This window comes from Bythopirellula polymerisocia, from assembly GCF_007860015.1.
GTDB classification, from domain to species: domain Bacteria; phylum Planctomycetota; class Planctomycetia; order Pirellulales; family Lacipirellulaceae; genus Bythopirellula; species Bythopirellula polymerisocia.
This window is the reverse complement of record NZ_SJPS01000002.1, coordinates 715658-733363: the sequence shown is the minus strand read 5'-3', so window position 1 is coordinate 733363 and position 17706 is coordinate 715658. Positions and strand designations below refer to the sequence as shown.

The window sequence follows — 17706 nt, the reverse complement described above, 5'->3', positions numbered from 1 at the left end:
TGTTTCGAGTAAGTTTTGGTTTTGTAACTGAGTAGGCTTCCTAATGAGATGAGGATGGTTTTATGCTCTAAAGCTGAGGCTCGTGTGACTTAGTTGCCCACAACTCTTGCATTGCCAAGAATGCAAAGGAGGCAGTCCAGGCAATCAGTACCAGTCCCGTGATGGCCTCTACAGCAGCAAGTGCACGCAATGCACCCTCAGGAGCAATGTCCCCGAATCCAAGAGAGGTATAGGAAAGTGAAGAGTAATAGAAATAATCGCTCTTCGTGAGTTGAACCTCATTGGCGAAACTGCCGAATCGCTTGTCATTGCACATCTGCATTATTGCCAGTGAAAATATCCAGATTTCGAAAAGATGTCCTAAGATCGCGGCGAACATGGAAATCCCCATACCGAGAATTGGGAAAAATCGCATGCGGCGAACGAAGTGGATCAGAAAACGTAAGACAGAAAGATGGATAGCGACTGACATAATGACCAGTCCGCAGAGAATAAGAATAACAATGATTGTCATGCTTTTCTTTCGCGATAATCAAAAACCAAGCGAATTCTAGGTCTGCATCGGACGCAACTTATTGACCTAATGTAGTTGCGTATCACAATGCGTGTGAAACTGGGGCACGGCGTCTATTCTTATCGCAAGTCTGCAATCGTCATAGATTAGTATAGCGGGCTCCGTACATTACGCTCAGAGAGCGGGGTCGTGGCTAGAATTCATGCTCCCCGAAACGAGCGAAATCTTCTGAGGGTGCTACCCGAATGATATGGTTCACCGATAGTTAGGAAGCCATAGCCAAATCTATTGCGATTCAGCAGGATACAAAGTGTATCCGGGAATTGTTAGTTCGGGCCAGGGATCATTGCCATGTGATAGGATGAACTCAGTTTCCTTCTCAGACTTTGTTTCAGGTTTTTTGAGCTTTCTGAAAGATTTGGGGAAGGTTGCTACCAGAACCTTTCGAGCCTCTTCGTCCATATCACCTGGCGGCTCCGTGAGAAACCATTTTGACGGAATCCGTGCGTCTGAAACTATTGCATAGCCAACATCATAAACTAGTGGTTTTTGAACCCACCCATTGTCCACGCTCCGGTACGATCCATAGGCCTTCCGATTGTTCAGGACAACAACTTCGACTGCGTCCATCTTCAGGGCATCGGTGATTAGATCAAAGTTCTCAGCATGCATGTTAACAATTCTCCATTCGGCACGTTCTTCCACAGAGTCGACCTCCGCAGCTTTAGTAAAGCTTATCCTCAATTCGTTTCCTTGTTCCCAAGGAGGGAGAGTTTGGTGTCTAAGATCCACAGCCGTTCGATAGAATGTCACCTGTCGAATTGGGAGAACCATTCTTTCCACAGATCTCGGTGCTAAGATGGAAAGTTTTTCTACCTCTATCGTGTCGAGTTCAGGACTGAGAGCTTCTTCTGCATTCGAGGAGCAGCATATCAGAAGCTTCATGGCGAGAATCACCAAAGCTGAAAATGAATTGTTGCGAAAGTGGTTCATGAACAGTTCCTCCTTTATGCATGAATAAAGACCGACTAGATGTGGCTTGTCGACTCCTTCATCATGAGAGATGCGAATGTTAATACCACTACTGCTACAAAAAAGGTCGCTAGGCTTAAGCTTCTCTTGCAGTAGTAGTCGAGTCTACGTCCCACAGAATCACCTGGCTTGTCTCCTTGGCACCGGGCAAATCTTTCCCCGTGTAAAATAGCTCTGTGCCGGAATCGATTTCGAACTCTAGATCCTCTGGGAACAGCGAACGCTGGCCGGGCAGGTACTTGGGGGGTTGAATAGGCCGATAGGAAGAGTCGGTCATCATTATTCCTCCTGACTTCGAAGACCGCGGCGTAAAGGAAATCTGTGGGAGGGCGGTTATAACGCCTCGGGAACTCGACCTACAAGATGTACATTGGTGTACCTCAAAGGGAATTGATCAGCCAAGGATTCTTGCCACTACTATCTCTCACGGCAGTCGCTTCCCATCATCTACTTTGTATTTATTAAGTATCCCCAGCGACCAGCCGCACGAAATCGACTGCCGAAATTATGCCGTATAATTGGCCCCCTTCGTCGAGGACTAGGATCCGGTGAACCCCAGCCTTGCACATCTTTGCTGCGACCTCCCGTACCGGGGTTGCTCGCTCGACCCAGAGCAGACTACTCGCCATGACTTCTTCAACCCGCACGTGGCCGATCTCCTCTAAGGCGAACGAGGACAGACGGATGCTTTCCCACCGCTCCCTCTCTGGGTCGTAGTAACGGGCTTCTTCAGAGTTGCCCTCTTCACTCTCCTCACAGTGTTCTTGCTCGAAATTAAGAATATCAGTGGCCGAGATGAGACCTATGCAACGTGAGTGCTGGTCCACCACGGGCAGCCCTGTGACGTGGTTCTCGGTGAGCAGACTCATTGCGTCCCGCAGAGTGTTGCTGGGAGAAATGGTGATGATATCACGCTGCATAATATCGCCTGCAGTCAGTGTGGCAAAGGTTTTCTCACCCATCGTAATAATCCTATTATCAAAAGTTCTGTAGGGCCAAATCTACTGCGAGTGGATTCGAGCGAGTCGCTCCCGCCGTCTATTGGTCGAGACAATCGAAGCCACCAGGTGACTCGATATCTCATGTGGTTTTCTGTGGCGAATCCACTTGCTGGATATCTGTCACCGATGTTTGTTACGAGGGAACTACAAGCGTAAAGCAAATTAGCCAACGGTGTTTCAGTCCATGATTATGCGACAGCCACGGCCGCTCGACAAGGTGGCAGCTGCCTGGGGAGGGACCGCCAGCAAAGTGGCAAGGATGCGGACCCAGCAGATTGCAGGTGAAACTGTCCTACACAAGTTCATCGCGGAAGAACGAGAGAAAATGCTGTAGCCGAAATATACTTGGATCGCAGTTTAGGCCTCAGTGACGTAAGCTGTCTTAGCTGGCTAGAAACTCAACTTTTTGGTTCGTCTGTTTCTATTGATAATCTCATCAGAGAATAGACGATAAGAAATCAGTGGCGGTTTACCACCGACATATTCCTCATGAATTATGCCAAGCTGTGGAACAGCCGTCTTGTTGAGCAGATTGCTCGGCCTTGAGGGGCGAAGTCACTTGACAGTTTCTCTCGGCAGAGTTCTCCTGCATCACCTACCTTCCTGCCTCAGCAGTCAATAAATTCCTGATGATGCATAGGTAGCTTATTCGTGCGGAATGATCTACATGAAGGAGATCAAAATGGACACGTTACAGGGAAGTTTGAGGGTCGAATCCTACCGTACTGCGAACGATGTGAGTCTTGAAAGCCGTATCGCGAACTACCTCTATCATCGTCATGTTCCAGGATGCGAAGGCATCCAGACAATGGCCAATTTGGGGACCGTGGTAGTTAGAGGCAAGTTGCCCTCTCGACATGCTAAATGGTTATGTATTGAATGCTGTCGTCGAGTGGCAGGAGTGATTAAATTGATCGACCAATTGGGCATCAACCACAATCGAGCCAAAAGACCACGTCGATGCAAAGTCTCGCCTAGCCTATTTAGCGGGACTCAATCAACTCGGCGGCGGCTGTTTTTGTCGAGCTAGCCACTCATTGTGGGACTTACGCATCTGCTTGACGATCTTTTTGGATAACTCCATGAGAGACGCATCGTCTGTTGAATTCGGCTTGACGTAAAAGACTACTTCCTTGGTGTCGAAGTTCTTTTCAACCGACCTGGGTTCAGACTGAGGTTTGCTCATCATAATTTCCAAGAAGATCGACATCCTATTTGGCTTGAATCGCCTTGGCCTTGATCCAAAAACAACGGACCTTCCTCCCAAGAAGTAGACGACCTAAGTCATCGCTAGGTTCACGCCTCTAGGGACTCCAACATCGGCGTGCTAATGCTCTTGGCCGGGATCGTCCTCAACCGCGTTCAGGGTGGCAACTGGGGAGACCTGCCCTACCGATACAAGACAACCGCATTTGTGACGTACTTTGGTGGCTTCGTGGTGGTGCTGGTTGGGAATATAGTGGTGCGAGTATTTCTTTGATCGATGGCTTTGCACCTTTGTGATGTCTACGAACACGAGGACTATCTTTAGCGAATCCTGCGTGCCAGAAGTTTGCCAGTGAGGATCCCAACGATGACTCCGGCAGGTCCAGTGATGAACACGGCCCCAAGTCCGCACAGGTTGCTTTCCGGAAAAAGGATGAGACAAAAGATGACGAACCCCGCCAGATAGCCGATAAAGCCACCCACCAAACCACCGATACAGCCTCCGTGAACCGTTCGCTTAGGACCTTCGTTCATAGCGTTAGTGTTGTGCTCGAAAGGTATTTTTACGTGTACGCCTGATCGGTGCGTTAAATCATAGTTTTCCATCCGCATCTTCGCGATGCCCAGGTGGGCAAGTGGCACAAACCCAGGATGCGTTTCTAGCGGGCGGTCAATAAAGCCGACGGACATATGGCAAGTTTCACGCTCCAACAGACTCCATCTTCTCGTCAAGAATGAATCGAAAATATCAAAAAAAAGCCAGACGTAGTGGAAAGGAATAGAGAGTGCTATTAGCATGTACGGCTGAATGGTTGCTGGAGCGTTTTCAGGACCAGTCCATTTGGGACATATCCGCCTTTTAACTATTGAGGAGTCGTTCTAATGAAGATGAATAGATCTCTCGTGTTTGTTGGCGTAGTTTTGTGCGTCTTCTGTTTGACGCCGTATTCCAAAGCTACCACTCTAAACGTCAATCTGGATCTTCAGTACAGCGATCCAGGCGACGTGAATTCCGGAGGCAATTGGACGGTCTCTGCTCTGGCAGGCAACTTCGGCTTGGCTGGAATTACCTTCAAAATTTCGCCTGCGAACTTCACAGGAGACTTTCTCGTGTCCAACACAGTTTTCGAGGTGCAACAATCCTTCGCTATTGGTGTAGGCATGGGATTTGAGATTGTCAACGGCGACGATCTTGCAACTCCGACTTTAAATGTTGGTGTTGGCACCGCAGTCGACCTTGTGACTGGTACATTCAATCCTGGCGATCTGCCTTCTCTTTCAGACCTCGGAGCTAACCTGTTTAACGCCTCCGCTGCGGCGGTGGAAGTTTCCGGACCAAACCTCACGAACAGCAAGACATCAAATTTCGTGCCGGAGCCGGCTACCTTTGTATTACTAGCCGCAGGGTTAGTCGGTGTGGTCGCAATGGGTCGGCGGCGTAGCTGAAATCGAATGATAAGACGGCAGAATTATTGGTAATGACGTCTATCTACACCCGCCCGGTGCAACTTCGTTCGTACCGGGCGATTTCTTCTTGGCTCAACTTCCCTCGCTGCCTAGGAGTGGAACTCACAAGTAGCGGCGGTCGATAAGCCGCGGAACTTATCGGTAGGCGGTTTCTGACGGAGGATGTGCACACCGTCGCCAGCTTAAGTTGGAAAACAGCCAAAGAGGAAAATATTGGCTTTTTGGAATCCCACTTCGTACAACAAGTGGGATATGTGACGCTCAACGTCGTATTCCTGGACGGATTATCCACGCCTCGGCCATTGACCGGAGACTGTACATTCATTGCACTGTAGCCAAGTGTGATTGACCTGTATTCAGTCAGTTGAATGTGGAAAGCCAGCTTCCCATCATATGCGTGTGAGCTATTTGACCTGCAGTGGGGCGAACAGAAGGTTTCCAGCCAATAATCGGCCGTCTGGGCAGTATCCCAACCACTTGGCGGTACTCCAAGGTCCAATACTCGCATCAAGCACGATCGACTTGGAATTCACATCCCATACCTTCACGCCCGCTTGGCTGCCCATCATTTCGTTCGGGATCATCCAGGTGGCTGCCAACTCTGCACCATCGCGGCGGAAAGCTAAGGCCTCAAGGCGGCCAGGAATCTTTGATTCGTGGACCTTTTCCAGAGTTTCAGTATTGAGCAGTAGCAGTTGATGAGCAGTCACCACCGCCAAATGTTGATTGTCCGGACTCAATAAGACGCTAGACTCCCAATCCAGTTGCACGCTTCGATCAATTTCACCACTAGAGACTCTGATCAAGGTGAGAACGGTTTCATATGGTTCGGAGCAGGAGAACAATTTGCTGCCGTCGCTATTGAGTGCCAGCCACTTTGAAGAATTCTGGGTGGAAGGCAACGGAGTGCGACAGAGGAGCGACTGGTCAGACACTCGCCAGACGCGATTTACGTTGCCATCCGTGGCGAATGTCGCCAATCGCTGTGAGTCACCAGACCAAGCAACGAGTGATACTTTGCGTCCCGAACCTTCGTGGGGTAATTCTGCTACGTCAAGGCCGGTCTCAAGGCTTCGGATTCGTACCAAGCCGTCGCGTAAATCAACGGTGTGTATGCAAACCAGTTTCCCGTCGGGGCTTTCAAGGTAGGCCACATTGAACCTGCGGCGGTCTTTTATGTCTTGAGAGCCATTCTGTGAATAGCGTTCGAAAAGTGCGGCGCTTGGCGGGGTGATTTGGCAACTGAAATTTGCAGCGCACAGATGTGCAGTTCTTTGAATTTGGGAAGATACGGGCTTTAGCCCTTATCTTCTCCAGATTCTCAGAAAGGCGCAGGAGTGTACGCTGACATGGAACAATGGACCGAAGTTCGTCGCCGGGTACTCACCGGCGAGTTGAGTAAGCGCGCGGCTTGCCGCGAATATGACATCAGCTGGCATACGCTGTCGAAGATGCTCACGCATGACGAGCCGCCCGGCTATCGGCAGTGCAAGCCACGAAGCAAGCCGGTGCTAGAACCGTTTCTGCCCATCATCTACGAGATTCTCACCTCGGATAAGCAGGCGCCGAAGAAGCAACGCCACACAGCCACACGCATCTTTCATCGTCTGCGCGATGAGCATGGTTACCCCGGTGGGTACACCAGTGTTCGCATTGCGGTGCGTGAATGGAAGCGAACAACCCAGGAAGTCTTTCTACCTTTGTCTCATCCACCGGGACAAGCTCAAGTTGATTTCGGCTATGCCTACGTGGATTTGGCAGGCGAGCGTGAACAAGTTGCCTTGCTGGTGATCACCTTGCCTTACAGTGACGCCTTTTACCTGCAGGCGTTTCCGCGCGAATGTACCGAATCATTTCAAGAAGGTCACAAGCGAGCGTTTGAATTCTTCGGTGGCGTACCGACACGGATCAGCTACGACAATCTAAAAATTGCTGTGACGAAGATCACCGGCAGTCGTCAGCGTGAGCTGACCAGTGAGTTCTTGAGACTCAAGAGTCACTACCTGTTCGAATCTCATTTCTGTTTGGTTCGTCGAGCCAATGAGAAGGGGCACGTCGAGAACTTGGTGGGCTATTGCAGACGCAATTTGCTAGTACCGATTCCCAAGGTGAATACGCTCACCGAACTGAACGAGGAACTAGAGCGACGCTGCCGCGTCGATCTGGACCGCACCTTACGTGGTAAATCGGCGAGCAAGCGAGAACTTCTCCGAGAAGAACTCGCTAAGATGCTAGACTTGCCTCGGCAAGCGTTTGACGCCAGAAGGGTCACCGGGGCGAGTGCTAACTCGCTGTCGCTGGTCCAGTTTGATACGAACCGATATTCCGTTCCTGTAAAATACGCTCATCGGCAGATCACCATCGTGGCGAGTGTTGATGAAGTTCGCTTGACGTTTCAGGGAGAGCTAATCGCTAGGCATTCACGACACTGGGGTCGAGAAAAACACGTCTTTGACCCAGTGCATTACCTCGCGCTCTTGGAACGAAAGCCCGGAGGGCTGGACCATGCCAAGCCAATGGAGCAGTGGGATCTTCCTACCTGCTTTATAGTCTTGCGAAGGCGGATGGAGACCGAGCCCGAGGGCCTGGGAACCCGTGAGTACATTCGCACTCTCAGGCTGTTGGAATCTACTTCGGTCCAGGAGTTGACCGAGGCCATCGAGTACGCCCTCGACATTGGCATCCACGATGCCGATAGCATTCGTGTCATCCTTGAGCATCGACGCGAGTCGCCCGTGGGACTGTTTTCGCTTGCAGGTCGTCCTCACCTGAAGATGGTAGCCGTGACCGAAACGAACGTTTCTGCTTATCAGACACTGCTTACGGAGGACGCATCATGAGCAAGACCGAAACGAAATCGACCGTATTGGTAAAGCATCACCTCAAGCAGCTAAAACTGCCCACCATGCATGGGGAGTGTGAGAAGGTGGCCGCTCGCTGTGCTGGTGAGAATCTCGATCACTTGGCGTTCCTGCTATCGCTGTGCGAGTTGGAGCTGGTGGAGCGAGAACGACGCGCTGCTGAGCGTCGCCTCAAGAGTGCGAAGTTCTCAGCCCACAAGACGCTCGATGAGTTCGACTTTACCGCCCAACCTTCGGTGAACAAGCCGTTGGTGCTGGAGCTGATCAAGGGAGAGTATCTTGAGAAACAAGAGAACCTGATCTTGGTCGGCGCTAGCGGCACCGGAAAGACTCACTTGGCCACAGCGCTGGGAATGGCTGCTTGCCTGGCGGGCAAGAAGGTTCGCTTCTTCCGGGTGACCGAGCTGATCACCACTCTCATTGAGGCTCGGGATGAGAAACTGCTCTTGAGACTACGCAGTCAATTGGCCAAGCAACACCTGCTCATCCTGGATGAACTGGGGTATGTGCCGGCTAGCAAGGTGGGAGCCGAGCTACTGTTCGACATCATCGGCACTGCCTACGAGCGGCAGAGTCTTATTGTCACCACAAACCTGCCATTCGAGAATTGGACCGAAGTGCTTGGCAGTGAGCGACTCACGGGGGCCGCCCTCGATCGGCTTACGCATCGCTGCCAAATCATCGAAACCACTGGCGAAAGTTATCGACTCAAGGACGCCCAGCGAAGACGTCGAAAGAAGACCAAGGAGCAATCGTGACCTAAGCGGGAAGGTATGTTACAATCCCCACAACTACCTAGCGCTGTACTTTTCGACCGCCAAGCGCCGCACTTTTCAAACGCTATTCACATTGCGGCCATTTTGCGCCACAGACCTTTATAAGGGTCTGCTAAATGCGATGACAGGACCGAGGGGAACATCCATTCCTAGGGGGTACGGTCCCCCAGTTGACCCAGGAATCAGGATGTCAAAGATCGTGCCTAACGGTTCAGGAAAACTGCAGAGTCAGAAAACCCAGAGATAGCATAGCCACCGAGAGCACAGAGAATTCCTTGTTTTCTGTGCTCTGAGATCTCTATGTTCTCTGTGGCCATTTTTTGATTGGCTAAGTTTTCGACTTTGCAATCCTCCTGCCTAATGGTTGGCGAGGCCCATTATCTGAAAGTGGGTGGCTATTAGCTACTAAGTTTTTTGGGCCAGAGAAAAAGTCGAGAGCCGGAAGAGAGGCGCGGGTTACGAGTTTCGAGGCGCGAGACTGGGCAGGCGAGTAGGAAACCACCTCGCACCAATGCTCCTCGTCGCATTGGCAGACATCACCGCGGAGCGGTAGGACTTGTGTCCCCACGAGAGAGCGTGGGGAATTGGGGAAAGGTCAAATGGATTGCGGGGGGGGCATTCTCAAAAATCGCTCCCGACCTCTTCTGTTCGCCGCCTTTTTGGTGGCAGCGACACTCGACTGCGAGTGGGATAGCCCGCTGGCTAGGTATTTCAGTCGAGTGTCGGTGTCGTTCACGACTAGAGGAGCTTCCGGGTCGTAAAGTCTCTTGTGCTCCGCACACCGACACGTGTCCGAATCGCGCGAAACCAGGTTGCTGGCCTATCTGCGGACGAAGTGTCAGTGCTACCCGCTTTGGAACGAACATAATCGCCAGTTATCGGACGGTTTTCTAGCGGCGGTCGATAAAGCCGCCGCGTCGAAGCGGTGACGGCGTTTTGATTGATTTGACTCACTACAGCCTATAGAATTTGCCTTTCGAGTAGCCCGCGTAGAGGTTCTCAATGTGACGGAGTTTCCTGACCTTAGATTCCGTATGACGTCGAGCTTATGAGCACAACCTTTGAGGTCTATCCTGGAACTGCCGACATACCGACGTTTGAGCAATTGATTAGGGTTGCAAATAGTCATCTAAAAGACAGATTGCGGAATAGTGGCATCACTGAGGAAGCAGAGAAGCAACGAAATAAAACAACGCCATTATCCAGCTCAGGATGGCCACTACCCGACGCGTCCCGTGAATGAACTTCCACTGTCCGTCGGGGCTGGGTAGCAACTGTGAGGCGATGGCCAGAAATGCCATCAGACCAGACGCGCACAACACCGGGAACGTGTAATTCTCATACACTGCCCCTAGTCCGACCTTTAACGGAGCTGCTGTCATTTTCCCTCGAAGGGGCTGCACAAGTTTGTCTGCGACGTTTGTCCAAATCGATACAACGATGACGCCAAGACAGATTGAAGCGAGCCACCCCTTCCAACCAATCTCACGCTGCCAATCAGTGTCCCGCTGATTCTTGAATCTTGATAGCAACCGGTGCACGATAAACGCACCGCCGACAGAACCCGTCAGAATGAGAAGTAAGACGAAATATTGTTGCATGAGATTTATCCCTCGAAAGTTCGCAGGACTCACTGCCAGCAGAAGCTGCACTTCGCCAGTTTAAGCTCCCGCTAGAAATAAGAAAGTATCCATCTCTCCAGAATCGAGAGCTTGAATCGAAATCAGTGTTCCCACCCATCCAGAAAGGCAGGGCCTTAGATCGTCATTCACCTGGCTCCGCATCTTAGCGATGCCCAAGTCTACTGGCCTTCAGTTCCACCGATGCAAGTAACCCACCGTTCTGAGAGTCCGCCGCTAGATACGGCACAGGCCAGGACGCGGCGGTGTGCCAAACCGACGCTGTAAACGGAACAGCCTAAGATATCTCGATTTCATCTCCTTAGGCTCACGGAGAGGTTCTTTTTCTCTGGACAAGTAACGTGTAATAATGTACCTAATTACACGTATCCACCGCTTTTCGAGCTATTATTTGCCTTTCTAGCAGGTATTTCAGGGTGTATCGAGTCGATTGTTTTCGTGTAATAAGGTTTTTGGGGCTGCAGGAAAAGTAATCGATATCTCAACTCTAATCCCTCCCCGGCCGCTACCGCGTCCGACCCTCCTGGAGGGAGGGTTTTGAGATTGGCAGTTCGTGTATTCGTGCCTGGATTGGGGGGGGCAACGGGTCTAACTCGCTCCCCTCTGTTGAGCTCCACTCGGCGGACGGGTCGCGGCTAACCAGCTTTGCTGCGGGTCGCGCTAACCAGCTTGCCGCGAGTTGCGGCTAACCGGCTTGCTGCGAGTTGCGGCTAACGAAAGCTCCGCACAAAAAAACTGGCCCGGCATTCCTTGCGGATTGCCGGGCCAGTCGGTTGATTGACCAAATCTAAGTTTCTTTTTGAAGGAAACTATCTAACATCTACTTAATCGCAGCATGGTGCTCCACATGACGGGTCGCTGCAGTGGCAGCGAGGGGCCGGACAGCGGACACATACGGGGACCTGCTTGCAAACTACGCGAGGCACGCAACGGCAAACCGTGTACGGCACCTGGCGAGGAACGCAGCGGGTGACCTTGATGGTCTTCTGCTCGCAAACGGGGACACATACGCTGTAGCACACGGTCTTGGTCCGCTGCTCAGGTACCATGCGGCAAACCTTGTAGCAGCAGGTCTTGGTCTCGGGGACCATGTGGCAGACCTTATAGCAGCAGGTCTTGGTGCACTGCTTAGGTACCATGCGGCAAACCTTATAGCAGCAGGTCTTGGTCTCGGGTACCATGTGGCAGACCTTGTAGCAGCAGGTCTTGGTGCACTGCTTAGGTACCATGCGGCACACTTTGTAGCAGCAAGTCTTGGTCTCAGGAACCATGTGGCAGACCTTGTAGCAGCAGGTCTTGGTCTCAGGAACCATGTGGCACACTTTGTAGCAGCAGGTGCGAGTGTGCTGGCAAGCAACCTGGCGGCAGACCTTGTAGCAGCAAGTGCGGGTCTCTGGCACCATTCGGCAAACCTTATAGCAGCAGGTGCGAGTGCGTGGTTCGCAAACATACTTGGTGCAGCAGATTTCCTTGGTGTGGCATTCAGGAACCCAGACCTTCTTGCAGCAGGTCTTCGGAGGACACTGGCAGCAAAGGGTCTTGCAAGGACCGGGGCAATACACGCATCGGCACTTGCACGGATCGTAGGTAAAGGTGCCTGGCTCGCGAACCGTCTTGGTACAGGTCTTGCCGGGAATCTGATAGGTTTCGGTTTCCCAGTGACCACCGCGGACCTGGATGGTTTTGGTGTAGGGTACAGCTACGCGGACATAATAGGTTTCTTCTCGCTCGCGGGTTTCCCAAACGGGCTTGCATACGGTGTAGTTCCGCTCGCGAGTTTCCCAAACCGTCTTGTAAGTCGTGTAGGGAACTTCACGAGTGCGAGTTTCCCACACAGGCTTGCACACGGTATAGCACCGTTGTTTGGTTTCCCACACAGGCTTGCACACGGTGTAGCAACGTTGCTTGGTTTCCCAAACAGGGTGGTACGTGGTGTAGCAAACATTGCGGGTCTTGGTTTCCCAGACAGGTTTGCAGACAGTGTAGCAGCGTTGTTTGGTTTCCCACACCGGGTGATACGTGGTGTAGCAGACGTTGCGGGTCTTGGTTTCCCAAACAGGCTTGCACACGGTGTAGCAACGGGTCTTGGTTTCCCAGACGGGCTTGCAGACGGTGTAACAAACTTCTTTCTGACGTTGTTCGTGAACGTAGCGGGTGCAGTTGATGACCCGATCTTCGCACACTCGATCGTAAACAGTTTTGCAGCAAGTGACTTGCTGCTTGTGCCATTCAACACACCTCACCGTTTTCATTACGGTGTGACAGTGTTGCTGATAGCAACACGGTGTGCATCCGTTGTAGCGTGCAACTCCGCAGTACCCCGCCCATGCCGCCGAAGGCAGCAAAGCTAAAGCGATGGCAGCAAGAGCCTGCACGACCGACTTGGCTCTCATGATGTTCGTCTCCTTCACTACTGGTTTGGAAAAATAGATGGTTTGGTCAAAATGGGATAGTTCCCGTCCATTGATGATTTCGGTATCTTCAGACATCCCTCCTTAGCCAGATGTTGCATTTTCACTACTCAGTGAAGTCAGCCTGCCATCCTTAATCGATACAAACGCAATGTTGCATTTTGCCGGACCCAAAAGGTCGCAATTGACAATTCGAGTGGTATGAGAAGCACCGCTGGTATCGACTTTGCGGGATTGCCCTTTCGGCCTACTTCTAGAACCATTACGTGCCGCCGAATGTGCACGTAACTCATTGGCTTGATTGATGATCGAGTGATTCCGGCTTGCTAGGTGGAAAGGATTGTGGTTAGAGTGGAACTGCCAATTACGATGCCTGGATGGGTGTCACTCGACCTGTTCCACTTGGATCCTTACATCTCACGCATTTGGTTGTGATCTTGTCTGACGATAGTTCCACATTCCGGCCTAATCCCAACTCCATTCCCGGTGCAGTCGTTAGCCGACTAAGTCTCTATTTGAGGGAGCTTCAGCATCTAATTGCCGATGGCAAAGAGACGACCAGCAGCAGCCAACTTGGCCGGCGGCTGGGTTTCACAGATGCCCAGGTTCGCAAAGACCTGGCCCACTTTGGCCATTTTGGCCATCCAGGGATCGGCTATCGGTGTGACGAGCTTATCACTGCGATTCGCAAGATCTTGGGGACAGACCGCGAATGGCAGGTAGCTCTGGTAGGCGTCGGAAACCTGGGACGAGCCTTGCTAGGCTATCGAGGATTTGCCCAACAGGGATTCCGCCTCGTCGTTGCGTTTGATACCGATGAGGAGAAGGTAGGAACTCGCATCGAAGGGGTTGAGGTTTGCCACCTCAGTCGCCTGGGAGAAGTGCTCCTTGAAAAGCAAATCGAACTGGGGATGGTCGCCGTGCCTGCCGTGGATGCCCAGGAAGTGACGGATGAACTTGTCAAGTCGGGAGTCAGTGGAATCGTAAACTTCGCCCCGGTGACCCTGAAAGTCCCAGAAGGTGTGAGTATGGTCGGAGTCGATCTTGCACGTGAGTTGGAACAAGTCACTTTTACGGTGGCGAATAAGCTTGCAAATCCCGATTGAGGCAAATGTCGAATTCTCACGGCCTAAAGTCCAATTTTTAGGCTACAAGAACAAATCCATTGGTCATTGAGCCTTGGGTATTGTGCATTCAATCGGTCCCCCTTTCGATAATTGCCTGTTTGCCGTAGATTTACGGATTAGGCTGGGCTAGACGGCTCAGTAAGCGATGCCCCGTAGTGTAATGGTAACACTAGGGATTTTGATTCCCTCATTCCAGGTTCGAGTCCTGGCGGGGTAGTTTTCAGCTCAGTTAACGTAACGCCCAGGGACTGCAATCTCTGGGCGTTACGGTTTTCAGAAGTCTTCGATTCATGAATTCTCCTATTGATTGTTCCAAGGTCCGGTTTGCGATCCAAGCCGTGCGCGAAGCGGCTCAGCTTGTTAGGCAGGTCCAGCGAGAGTTGGTCACTGCCGCAATTAGCAAGGACGACAAGTCTCCTGTGACCGTTGCGGACTTTGCTGCCCAGGCTATCGTTTCCAAGCGGTTGTTAGAAGCATTCCCCGAAATGGGATTTGTTGGGGAAGAAAGCTCTGAAGTGTTGCGCACTCCAGCCGGACAGGAAACACTCGAACAGATCACACATTTCGTCCGCCGAGTGGAGCCTACCGCAACTCCTGAAGAGGTCTGTGCGTGGATAGACCGTGGTGCAGGGGAGGCCACCGAAGAGTTCTGGACGCTTGACCCCGTCGATGGCACGAAAGGATTCTTGCGGGGCGATCAATATGCTGTGGCTTTGGCATTTATCCGCGACGGACAGGTACGAGTCGGTGCGCTGGGATGTCCCGAGCTGGGGGAAGGCATTACGCCTAATAAGGGCGGTCTTGGAACTGTGGTCGTGTCTCGCCGCGAAAGTGGTTGCTTTGCCAGTTCCCTGGCCGATGAGAACTCCGACTGGAAGAAACTCGCCGTCTCTGACGAAAGCGATATCTCCGCGGCCCGCATGCTTCGCAGCGTGGAGAAGGCTCATACAGATACGGGAGGAATTGGCGAGTTGGTCACCGCTTTGGGAATATTGGCCGATCCGGTGGGAATGGACAGCCAAGCGAAATACGCGGTGCTCGCAGCAGGCGGAGGCGAGATCAACTTGCGTCTCTTGTCACCTTCGCGACTTGAGTACCGAGAAAAAATCTGGGATCAGGCGGCTGGCTCGATCTGCGTGCAGGAAGCGGGTGGTCGGGTCTCCGACCTCGACGGCAAGCCACTGGATTTCTCTCACGGGAGAATATTGGCTACGAATCGAGGGGTGCTGGCCACAAATGGACACCTGCATGAAGCCGTGCTTGCTGGCCTCAAAACTATCGGAGCTTGATAGAACTCATCGTCGGAGTTCGTTCTCATCCCCGTCGGGTTCACGGGCAGTATTCGGGATCTCAGTCGCCTCAGGAGTCTCTGTTTTCGGTTGGTTTTCTGCGAGCCTTTTTTGCCGCTCCTGTTTGGTGGTTACAACCTCCTCGACAATTGCTCGTAGTTCCGGAGTGGCGATCTGTGCTTCGACCGTGCTGCGTAATTCAGGGTAATCGCCGAGTAAGTTTGCGACCAATTTTGCCAGCATCTGGCCTTCGTGGTCAGGGGTGTTCATCCAATGGAGGGGATGAGAATTCAAGAAGACGTGGTAACAGAAATTGCGTAGATCCGCGGCGTTCAAACTGTAAACCATCTCGACGATTTCATCGGTCGTGGGAGACTTTGAATAGCGATTGCGTTTATATTCGACGAAGAGTTCCCACATGATGGATTTCTCGGGATACTTTAGTTCGCGAGAGGCCCGAGCATAGCGGGTGAGCGCTTCAAATTCTGCATTCAACTGTTCGACCGGATACGGTGAAGAAATGATTAGCTGTCCGTAATGGTCCGTCAGGTCCAGGGCAATACGTTTGGATCGTACACACGTTGTACGAGTTGCTTGTTCCACACGATTGATGTCTTTGACACGATCAGAACGAACCAAGAGGTCGACGAGTTTTTCGATCATCGGCTGGAATAGTGGTTCTGACGAGATTTCGTCGGCGTCAGCCAATTGGTTTGCAGTGTCCACGGCAGCGGTCAGCAAGTTTTCAGGGAATTCGTTCTCGGCCACCTGTTGTTCAATTTCCTCAACGAACTGTTTCAGGGCGTGGTATTGCTCGCGATGTTTCAGGGTCAGCAAGCCACGAGAGGCCTCTTCGGCAACCTGTTGTTTGACCTGACGTTCGATTCCTTTGGTCAGAGCTTCGATCTGATCGGTCAGCAGTTTTTGTAATGCCTGTGATTCGAGGTGCATGGAGGCAATTCGTCGCTCCAATTGTTCGGAGTTGCGAACCATCTCGTTTTGGAATTCACTCGTGCGCTGCTGGACGGCATGATCGATGAACAGCCGCGCGGCCCCGACCAAACCGCTGATGCCAATGAAGGTAATGATCGAAAACAAGATCGTCGAACGGCGATTGCGGCGATCTTCGCGCTCGATCAATACGGCATTGGTCGAGTTGGCAGTCTTTTCGATCAAATACTCAATCAGCTCACGTCCCTGGAGGGTATGTTTGGTTGTTGGTTCGACATCCATGGCGATGCTTTCGATAAGACAACAAAGAGGGGTGGGATAGGGGGGAGAAAGGTAGCAATTCCCTAAGTTTTCCCCAAGAGCAAGCTTAGCGGCGGTGGTTGTCCCAAGAATTGGGCTAACTACTTACGCTGTTTGGGATTAAGTATCTTCATGGCCTGTTGACTACCGCATGGGCGGGAGATAAACTGCAGGGCTAATTTGACTTGTACGGCCCAAGCCAATGATTGTGAGATAACTGGCCGAGTAACACCCCCCCCAACGTCGGACAGTTGCCACAGGCGACGCATGGCTTGATCGCCATGTAGGGCCGATGTGCCTTTTGGAGAAATTGCGTGTCAACGACTTTAGTAAAAGAGCTGGTTGAATCCGGCGTGCATTTTGGGCATCGCTCAAGCCGCTGGAATCCCAAGATGCGGCCCTACATCTATGCCCGCCGCAACCTCATCCACATTATCGACGTTCGCGAGACCATTCGCGGTCTGCTGCGAGCCAAAAAGTATCTGGCAGATGTGGCCAGTCACGGCAGCCTCATTTTGTTTGTCGGCACCAAGCGACAAGCGGGCGAGACAATTCAGAAAGCCGCCGAGAGTTGTGGAATGCCCTACATCAACGACCGTTGGTTGGGGGGCACTCTGACGAATTTTCGCACGATTCGCAGTCGGCTCACTCGACTCGAAGAGCTTGAGCACATCCGCGAAAGTGAAGAAATCAATTCGTATTCCAAGAAAATGCAATCCTCGCTTAACCGCGAATACCGCAAGATGTATCAAAACCTCAACGGCATGCGAAAGATGAACCGTTTGCCAGAGTGCATGATCGTCGTAGATCCCAAGAAGGAAAAGAACGCAGTCAAGGAAGCCCGCAAGATGGGCATCACCACGGTGGCATTAATTGATACCGATTGCGATCCCGACATGGTCGATCTGCCGATCCCCGGTAACGACGATAGCATGCGTTCGATTGACTTGATTATCAACATTCTGGCTGGCGCGATTGCCGAAGGCAAAGCCAAGTCTGCGGTCGAACAGCAGCAACAATCCGAGGGTGCCGAACCGAAGAACGGCCTTGCCACCGCTTGAATTATCGTTGAGAGCTAAAAGTCGAGAGCTAGAAGTATGGCTCTGGACTCTAAGCGATTAGCTAATCATC

General features: G+C 51.9%; 17 protein-coding genes and 1 tRNA gene. 9 read left to right on the top strand and 9 right to left on the bottom strand.

Annotation, left to right across the window (positions count from 1 at the left end):
• Window positions 1–67 precede the first annotated feature (67 nt).
• The 4 genes from Pla144_RS09115 to Pla144_RS09100 form a co-directional block, all read right to left on the bottom strand.
• Complete coding sequence (locus Pla144_RS09115) at window positions 68–514, bottom strand: ion channel (RefSeq protein WP_146450294.1); 447 nt, start codon at window positions 512–514, stop codon at window positions 68–70.
• A 285-nt stretch (window positions 515–799) separates the two neighbouring features.
• Complete coding sequence (locus Pla144_RS09110) at window positions 800–1459, bottom strand: hypothetical protein (protein WP_146450291.1); 660 nt, start codon at window positions 1457–1459, stop codon at window positions 800–802.
• 163 nt (window positions 1460–1622) lie between these two features.
• Complete coding sequence (locus Pla144_RS09105; RefSeq protein WP_146450289.1) at window positions 1623–1826, bottom strand: hypothetical protein; 204 nt, start codon at window positions 1824–1826, stop codon at window positions 1623–1625.
• A 181-nt stretch (window positions 1827–2007) separates the two neighbouring features.
• A complete protein-coding gene (locus tag Pla144_RS09100) occupies window positions 2008–2508 on the bottom strand; it encodes a CBS domain-containing protein (protein WP_146450281.1) in 501 nt (166 codons plus the stop codon).
• A 223-nt stretch (window positions 2509–2731) separates the two neighbouring features.
• On the opposite strand from Pla144_RS09100, the gene Pla144_RS24525 reads away from it, so the two are divergent.
• Both Pla144_RS24525 and Pla144_RS24520 read left to right on the top strand, forming a co-directional pair.
• The gene (locus Pla144_RS24525) at window positions 2732–2881 is read left to right on the top strand and encodes a hypothetical protein (protein WP_197530521.1); all 150 of its coding nucleotides are present in this window, start codon (window positions 2732–2734) and stop codon (window positions 2879–2881) included.
• 996 nt (window positions 2882–3877) lie between these two features.
• Window positions 3878–4027, top strand: coding sequence for a hypothetical protein (locus Pla144_RS24520; RefSeq protein WP_197530520.1), 150 nt, complete (start codon window positions 3878–3880; stop codon window positions 4025–4027).
• A gap of 47 nt (window positions 4028–4074) precedes the next feature.
• Here the strand turns inward: Pla144_RS24520 and Pla144_RS09095 are convergent, their stop codons facing one another.
• A complete protein-coding gene (locus tag Pla144_RS09095) occupies window positions 4075–4443 on the bottom strand; it encodes a hypothetical protein (protein ID WP_146450279.1) in 369 nt (122 codons plus the stop codon).
• A 198-nt stretch (window positions 4444–4641) separates the two neighbouring features.
• Between Pla144_RS09095 and Pla144_RS09090 the strand changes: the two genes are divergently transcribed.
• Window positions 4642–5199: a PEP-CTERM sorting domain-containing protein gene (locus Pla144_RS09090; RefSeq protein WP_197530519.1), complete on the top strand. Its 558-nt coding sequence runs from the start codon at window positions 4642–4644 to the stop codon at window positions 5197–5199.
• Between the two features lie 425 nt (window positions 5200–5624).
• Here the strand turns inward: Pla144_RS09090 and Pla144_RS09085 are convergent, their stop codons facing one another.
• On the bottom strand, window positions 5625–6374 hold the full coding sequence (locus Pla144_RS09085) for a WD40 repeat domain-containing protein (RefSeq protein ID WP_146450274.1): 750 nt from the start codon (window positions 6372–6374) through the stop codon (window positions 5625–5627).
• A 195-nt stretch (window positions 6375–6569) separates the two neighbouring features.
• Between Pla144_RS09085 and istA the strand changes: the two genes are divergently transcribed.
• Both istA and istB read left to right on the top strand, forming a co-directional pair.
• A complete protein-coding gene (gene istA / locus Pla144_RS09080) occupies window positions 6570–8060 on the top strand; it encodes an IS21 family transposase (protein WP_146450271.1) in 1491 nt (496 codons plus the stop codon).
• Window positions 8057–8839: an IS21-like element helper ATPase IstB gene (istB, locus tag Pla144_RS09075; RefSeq protein ID WP_146450269.1), complete on the top strand. Its 783-nt coding sequence runs from the start codon at window positions 8057–8059 to the stop codon at window positions 8837–8839. The genes istA and istB overlap by 4 nt, the downstream gene beginning before the upstream one ends.
• A gap of 1175 nt (window positions 8840–10014) precedes the next feature.
• Here istB and Pla144_RS09070 read toward each other — a convergent pair.
• Both Pla144_RS09070 and Pla144_RS09065 read right to left on the bottom strand, forming a co-directional pair.
• The gene (locus Pla144_RS09070) at window positions 10015–10458 is read right to left on the bottom strand and encodes a hypothetical protein (protein ID WP_146450266.1); all 444 of its coding nucleotides are present in this window, start codon (window positions 10456–10458) and stop codon (window positions 10015–10017) included.
• An 863-nt stretch (window positions 10459–11321) separates the two neighbouring features.
• Window positions 11322–12986 (bottom strand): hypothetical protein, encoded by a 1665-nt coding sequence (locus Pla144_RS09065; protein ID WP_231936250.1) that lies wholly within the window; start codon window positions 12984–12986, stop codon window positions 11322–11324.
• A gap of 299 nt (window positions 12987–13285) precedes the next feature.
• Here Pla144_RS09065 and Pla144_RS09060 point away from each other — a divergent pair, with 299 nt between their 5' ends.
• The 3 genes from Pla144_RS09060 (at window position 13286) to Pla144_RS09050 (ending at window position 15324) form a co-directional block, all read left to right on the top strand.
• Complete coding sequence (locus Pla144_RS09060) at window positions 13286–14014, top strand: redox-sensing transcriptional repressor Rex (RefSeq protein WP_146450263.1); 729 nt, start codon at window positions 13286–13288, stop codon at window positions 14012–14014.
• A gap of 167 nt (window positions 14015–14181) precedes the next feature.
• Window positions 14182–14252, top strand: a tRNA-Gln gene (locus tag Pla144_RS09055).
• 73 nt (window positions 14253–14325) lie between these two features.
• On the top strand, window positions 14326–15324 hold the full coding sequence (locus tag Pla144_RS09050; protein ID WP_146450261.1) for a 3'(2'),5'-bisphosphate nucleotidase: 999 nt from the start codon (window positions 14326–14328) through the stop codon (window positions 15322–15324).
• 6 nt (window positions 15325–15330) lie between these two features.
• Here Pla144_RS09050 and Pla144_RS09045 read toward each other — a convergent pair whose 3' ends face one another.
• Window positions 15331–16557, bottom strand: coding sequence for a hypothetical protein (locus Pla144_RS09045; protein WP_146450258.1), 1227 nt, complete (start codon window positions 16555–16557; stop codon window positions 15331–15333).
• Window positions 16558–16889: 332 nt separating this feature from the next.
• Here Pla144_RS09045 and rpsB point away from each other — a divergent pair, with 332 nt between their 5' ends.
• Window positions 16890–17636 (top strand): 30S ribosomal protein S2, encoded by a 747-nt coding sequence (gene rpsB, locus Pla144_RS09040; RefSeq protein WP_146450256.1) that lies wholly within the window; start codon window positions 16890–16892, stop codon window positions 17634–17636.
• Window positions 17637–17706: the final 70 nt, after the last annotated feature.

Excerpts from the sequence above, each read along its gene's own strand:
- Pla144_RS09065 (WP_231936250.1), bottom strand. The coding sequence starts at position 12,986 with ATGTCTGAAGATACCGAAATCATCAATGGACGGGAACTATCCCATTTT.
- Pla144_RS09090 (WP_197530519.1), top strand. The coding sequence starts at position 4,642 with ATGAATAGATCTCTCGTGTTTGTTGGCGTAGTTTTGTGCGTCTTCTGT.
- Pla144_RS09095 (WP_146450279.1), bottom strand. The coding sequence starts at position 4,443 with ATGTCCGTCGGCTTTATTGACCGCCCGCTAGAAACGCATCCTGGGTTT.
- Pla144_RS09050 (WP_146450261.1), top strand. The coding sequence starts at position 14,326 with ATGAATTCTCCTATTGATTGTTCCAAGGTCCGGTTTGCGATCCAAGCC.
- Pla144_RS09070 (WP_146450266.1), bottom strand. The coding sequence starts at position 10,458 with ATGCAACAATATTTCGTCTTACTTCTCATTCTGACGGGTTCTGTCGGC.
- Pla144_RS24520 (WP_197530520.1), top strand. The coding sequence starts at position 3,878 with ATGCTCTTGGCCGGGATCGTCCTCAACCGCGTTCAGGGTGGCAACTGG.
- Pla144_RS09110 (WP_146450291.1), bottom strand. The coding sequence starts at position 1,459 with ATGAAGCTTCTGATATGCTGCTCCTCGAATGCAGAAGAAGCTCTCAGT.
- istA (WP_146450271.1), top strand. The coding sequence starts at position 6,570 with ATGGAACAATGGACCGAAGTTCGTCGCCGGGTACTCACCGGCGAGTTG.
- Pla144_RS09100 (WP_146450281.1), bottom strand. The coding sequence starts at position 2,508 with ATGGGTGAGAAAACCTTTGCCACACTGACTGCAGGCGATATTATGCAG.
- istB (WP_146450269.1), top strand. The coding sequence starts at position 8,057 with ATGAGCAAGACCGAAACGAAATCGACCGTATTGGTAAAGCATCACCTC.
- Pla144_RS09105 (WP_146450289.1), bottom strand. The coding sequence starts at position 1,826 with ATGATGACCGACTCTTCCTATCGGCCTATTCAACCCCCCAAGTACCTG.
- Pla144_RS09045 (WP_146450258.1), bottom strand. The coding sequence starts at position 16,557 with ATGGATGTCGAACCAACAACCAAACATACCCTCCAGGGACGTGAGCTG.
- Pla144_RS09060 (WP_146450263.1), top strand. The coding sequence starts at position 13,286 with ATGGGTGTCACTCGACCTGTTCCACTTGGATCCTTACATCTCACGCAT.
- Pla144_RS09115 (WP_146450294.1), bottom strand. The coding sequence starts at position 514 with ATGACAATCATTGTTATTCTTATTCTCTGCGGACTGGTCATTATGTCA.
- Pla144_RS24525 (WP_197530521.1), top strand. The coding sequence starts at position 2,732 with ATGATTATGCGACAGCCACGGCCGCTCGACAAGGTGGCAGCTGCCTGG.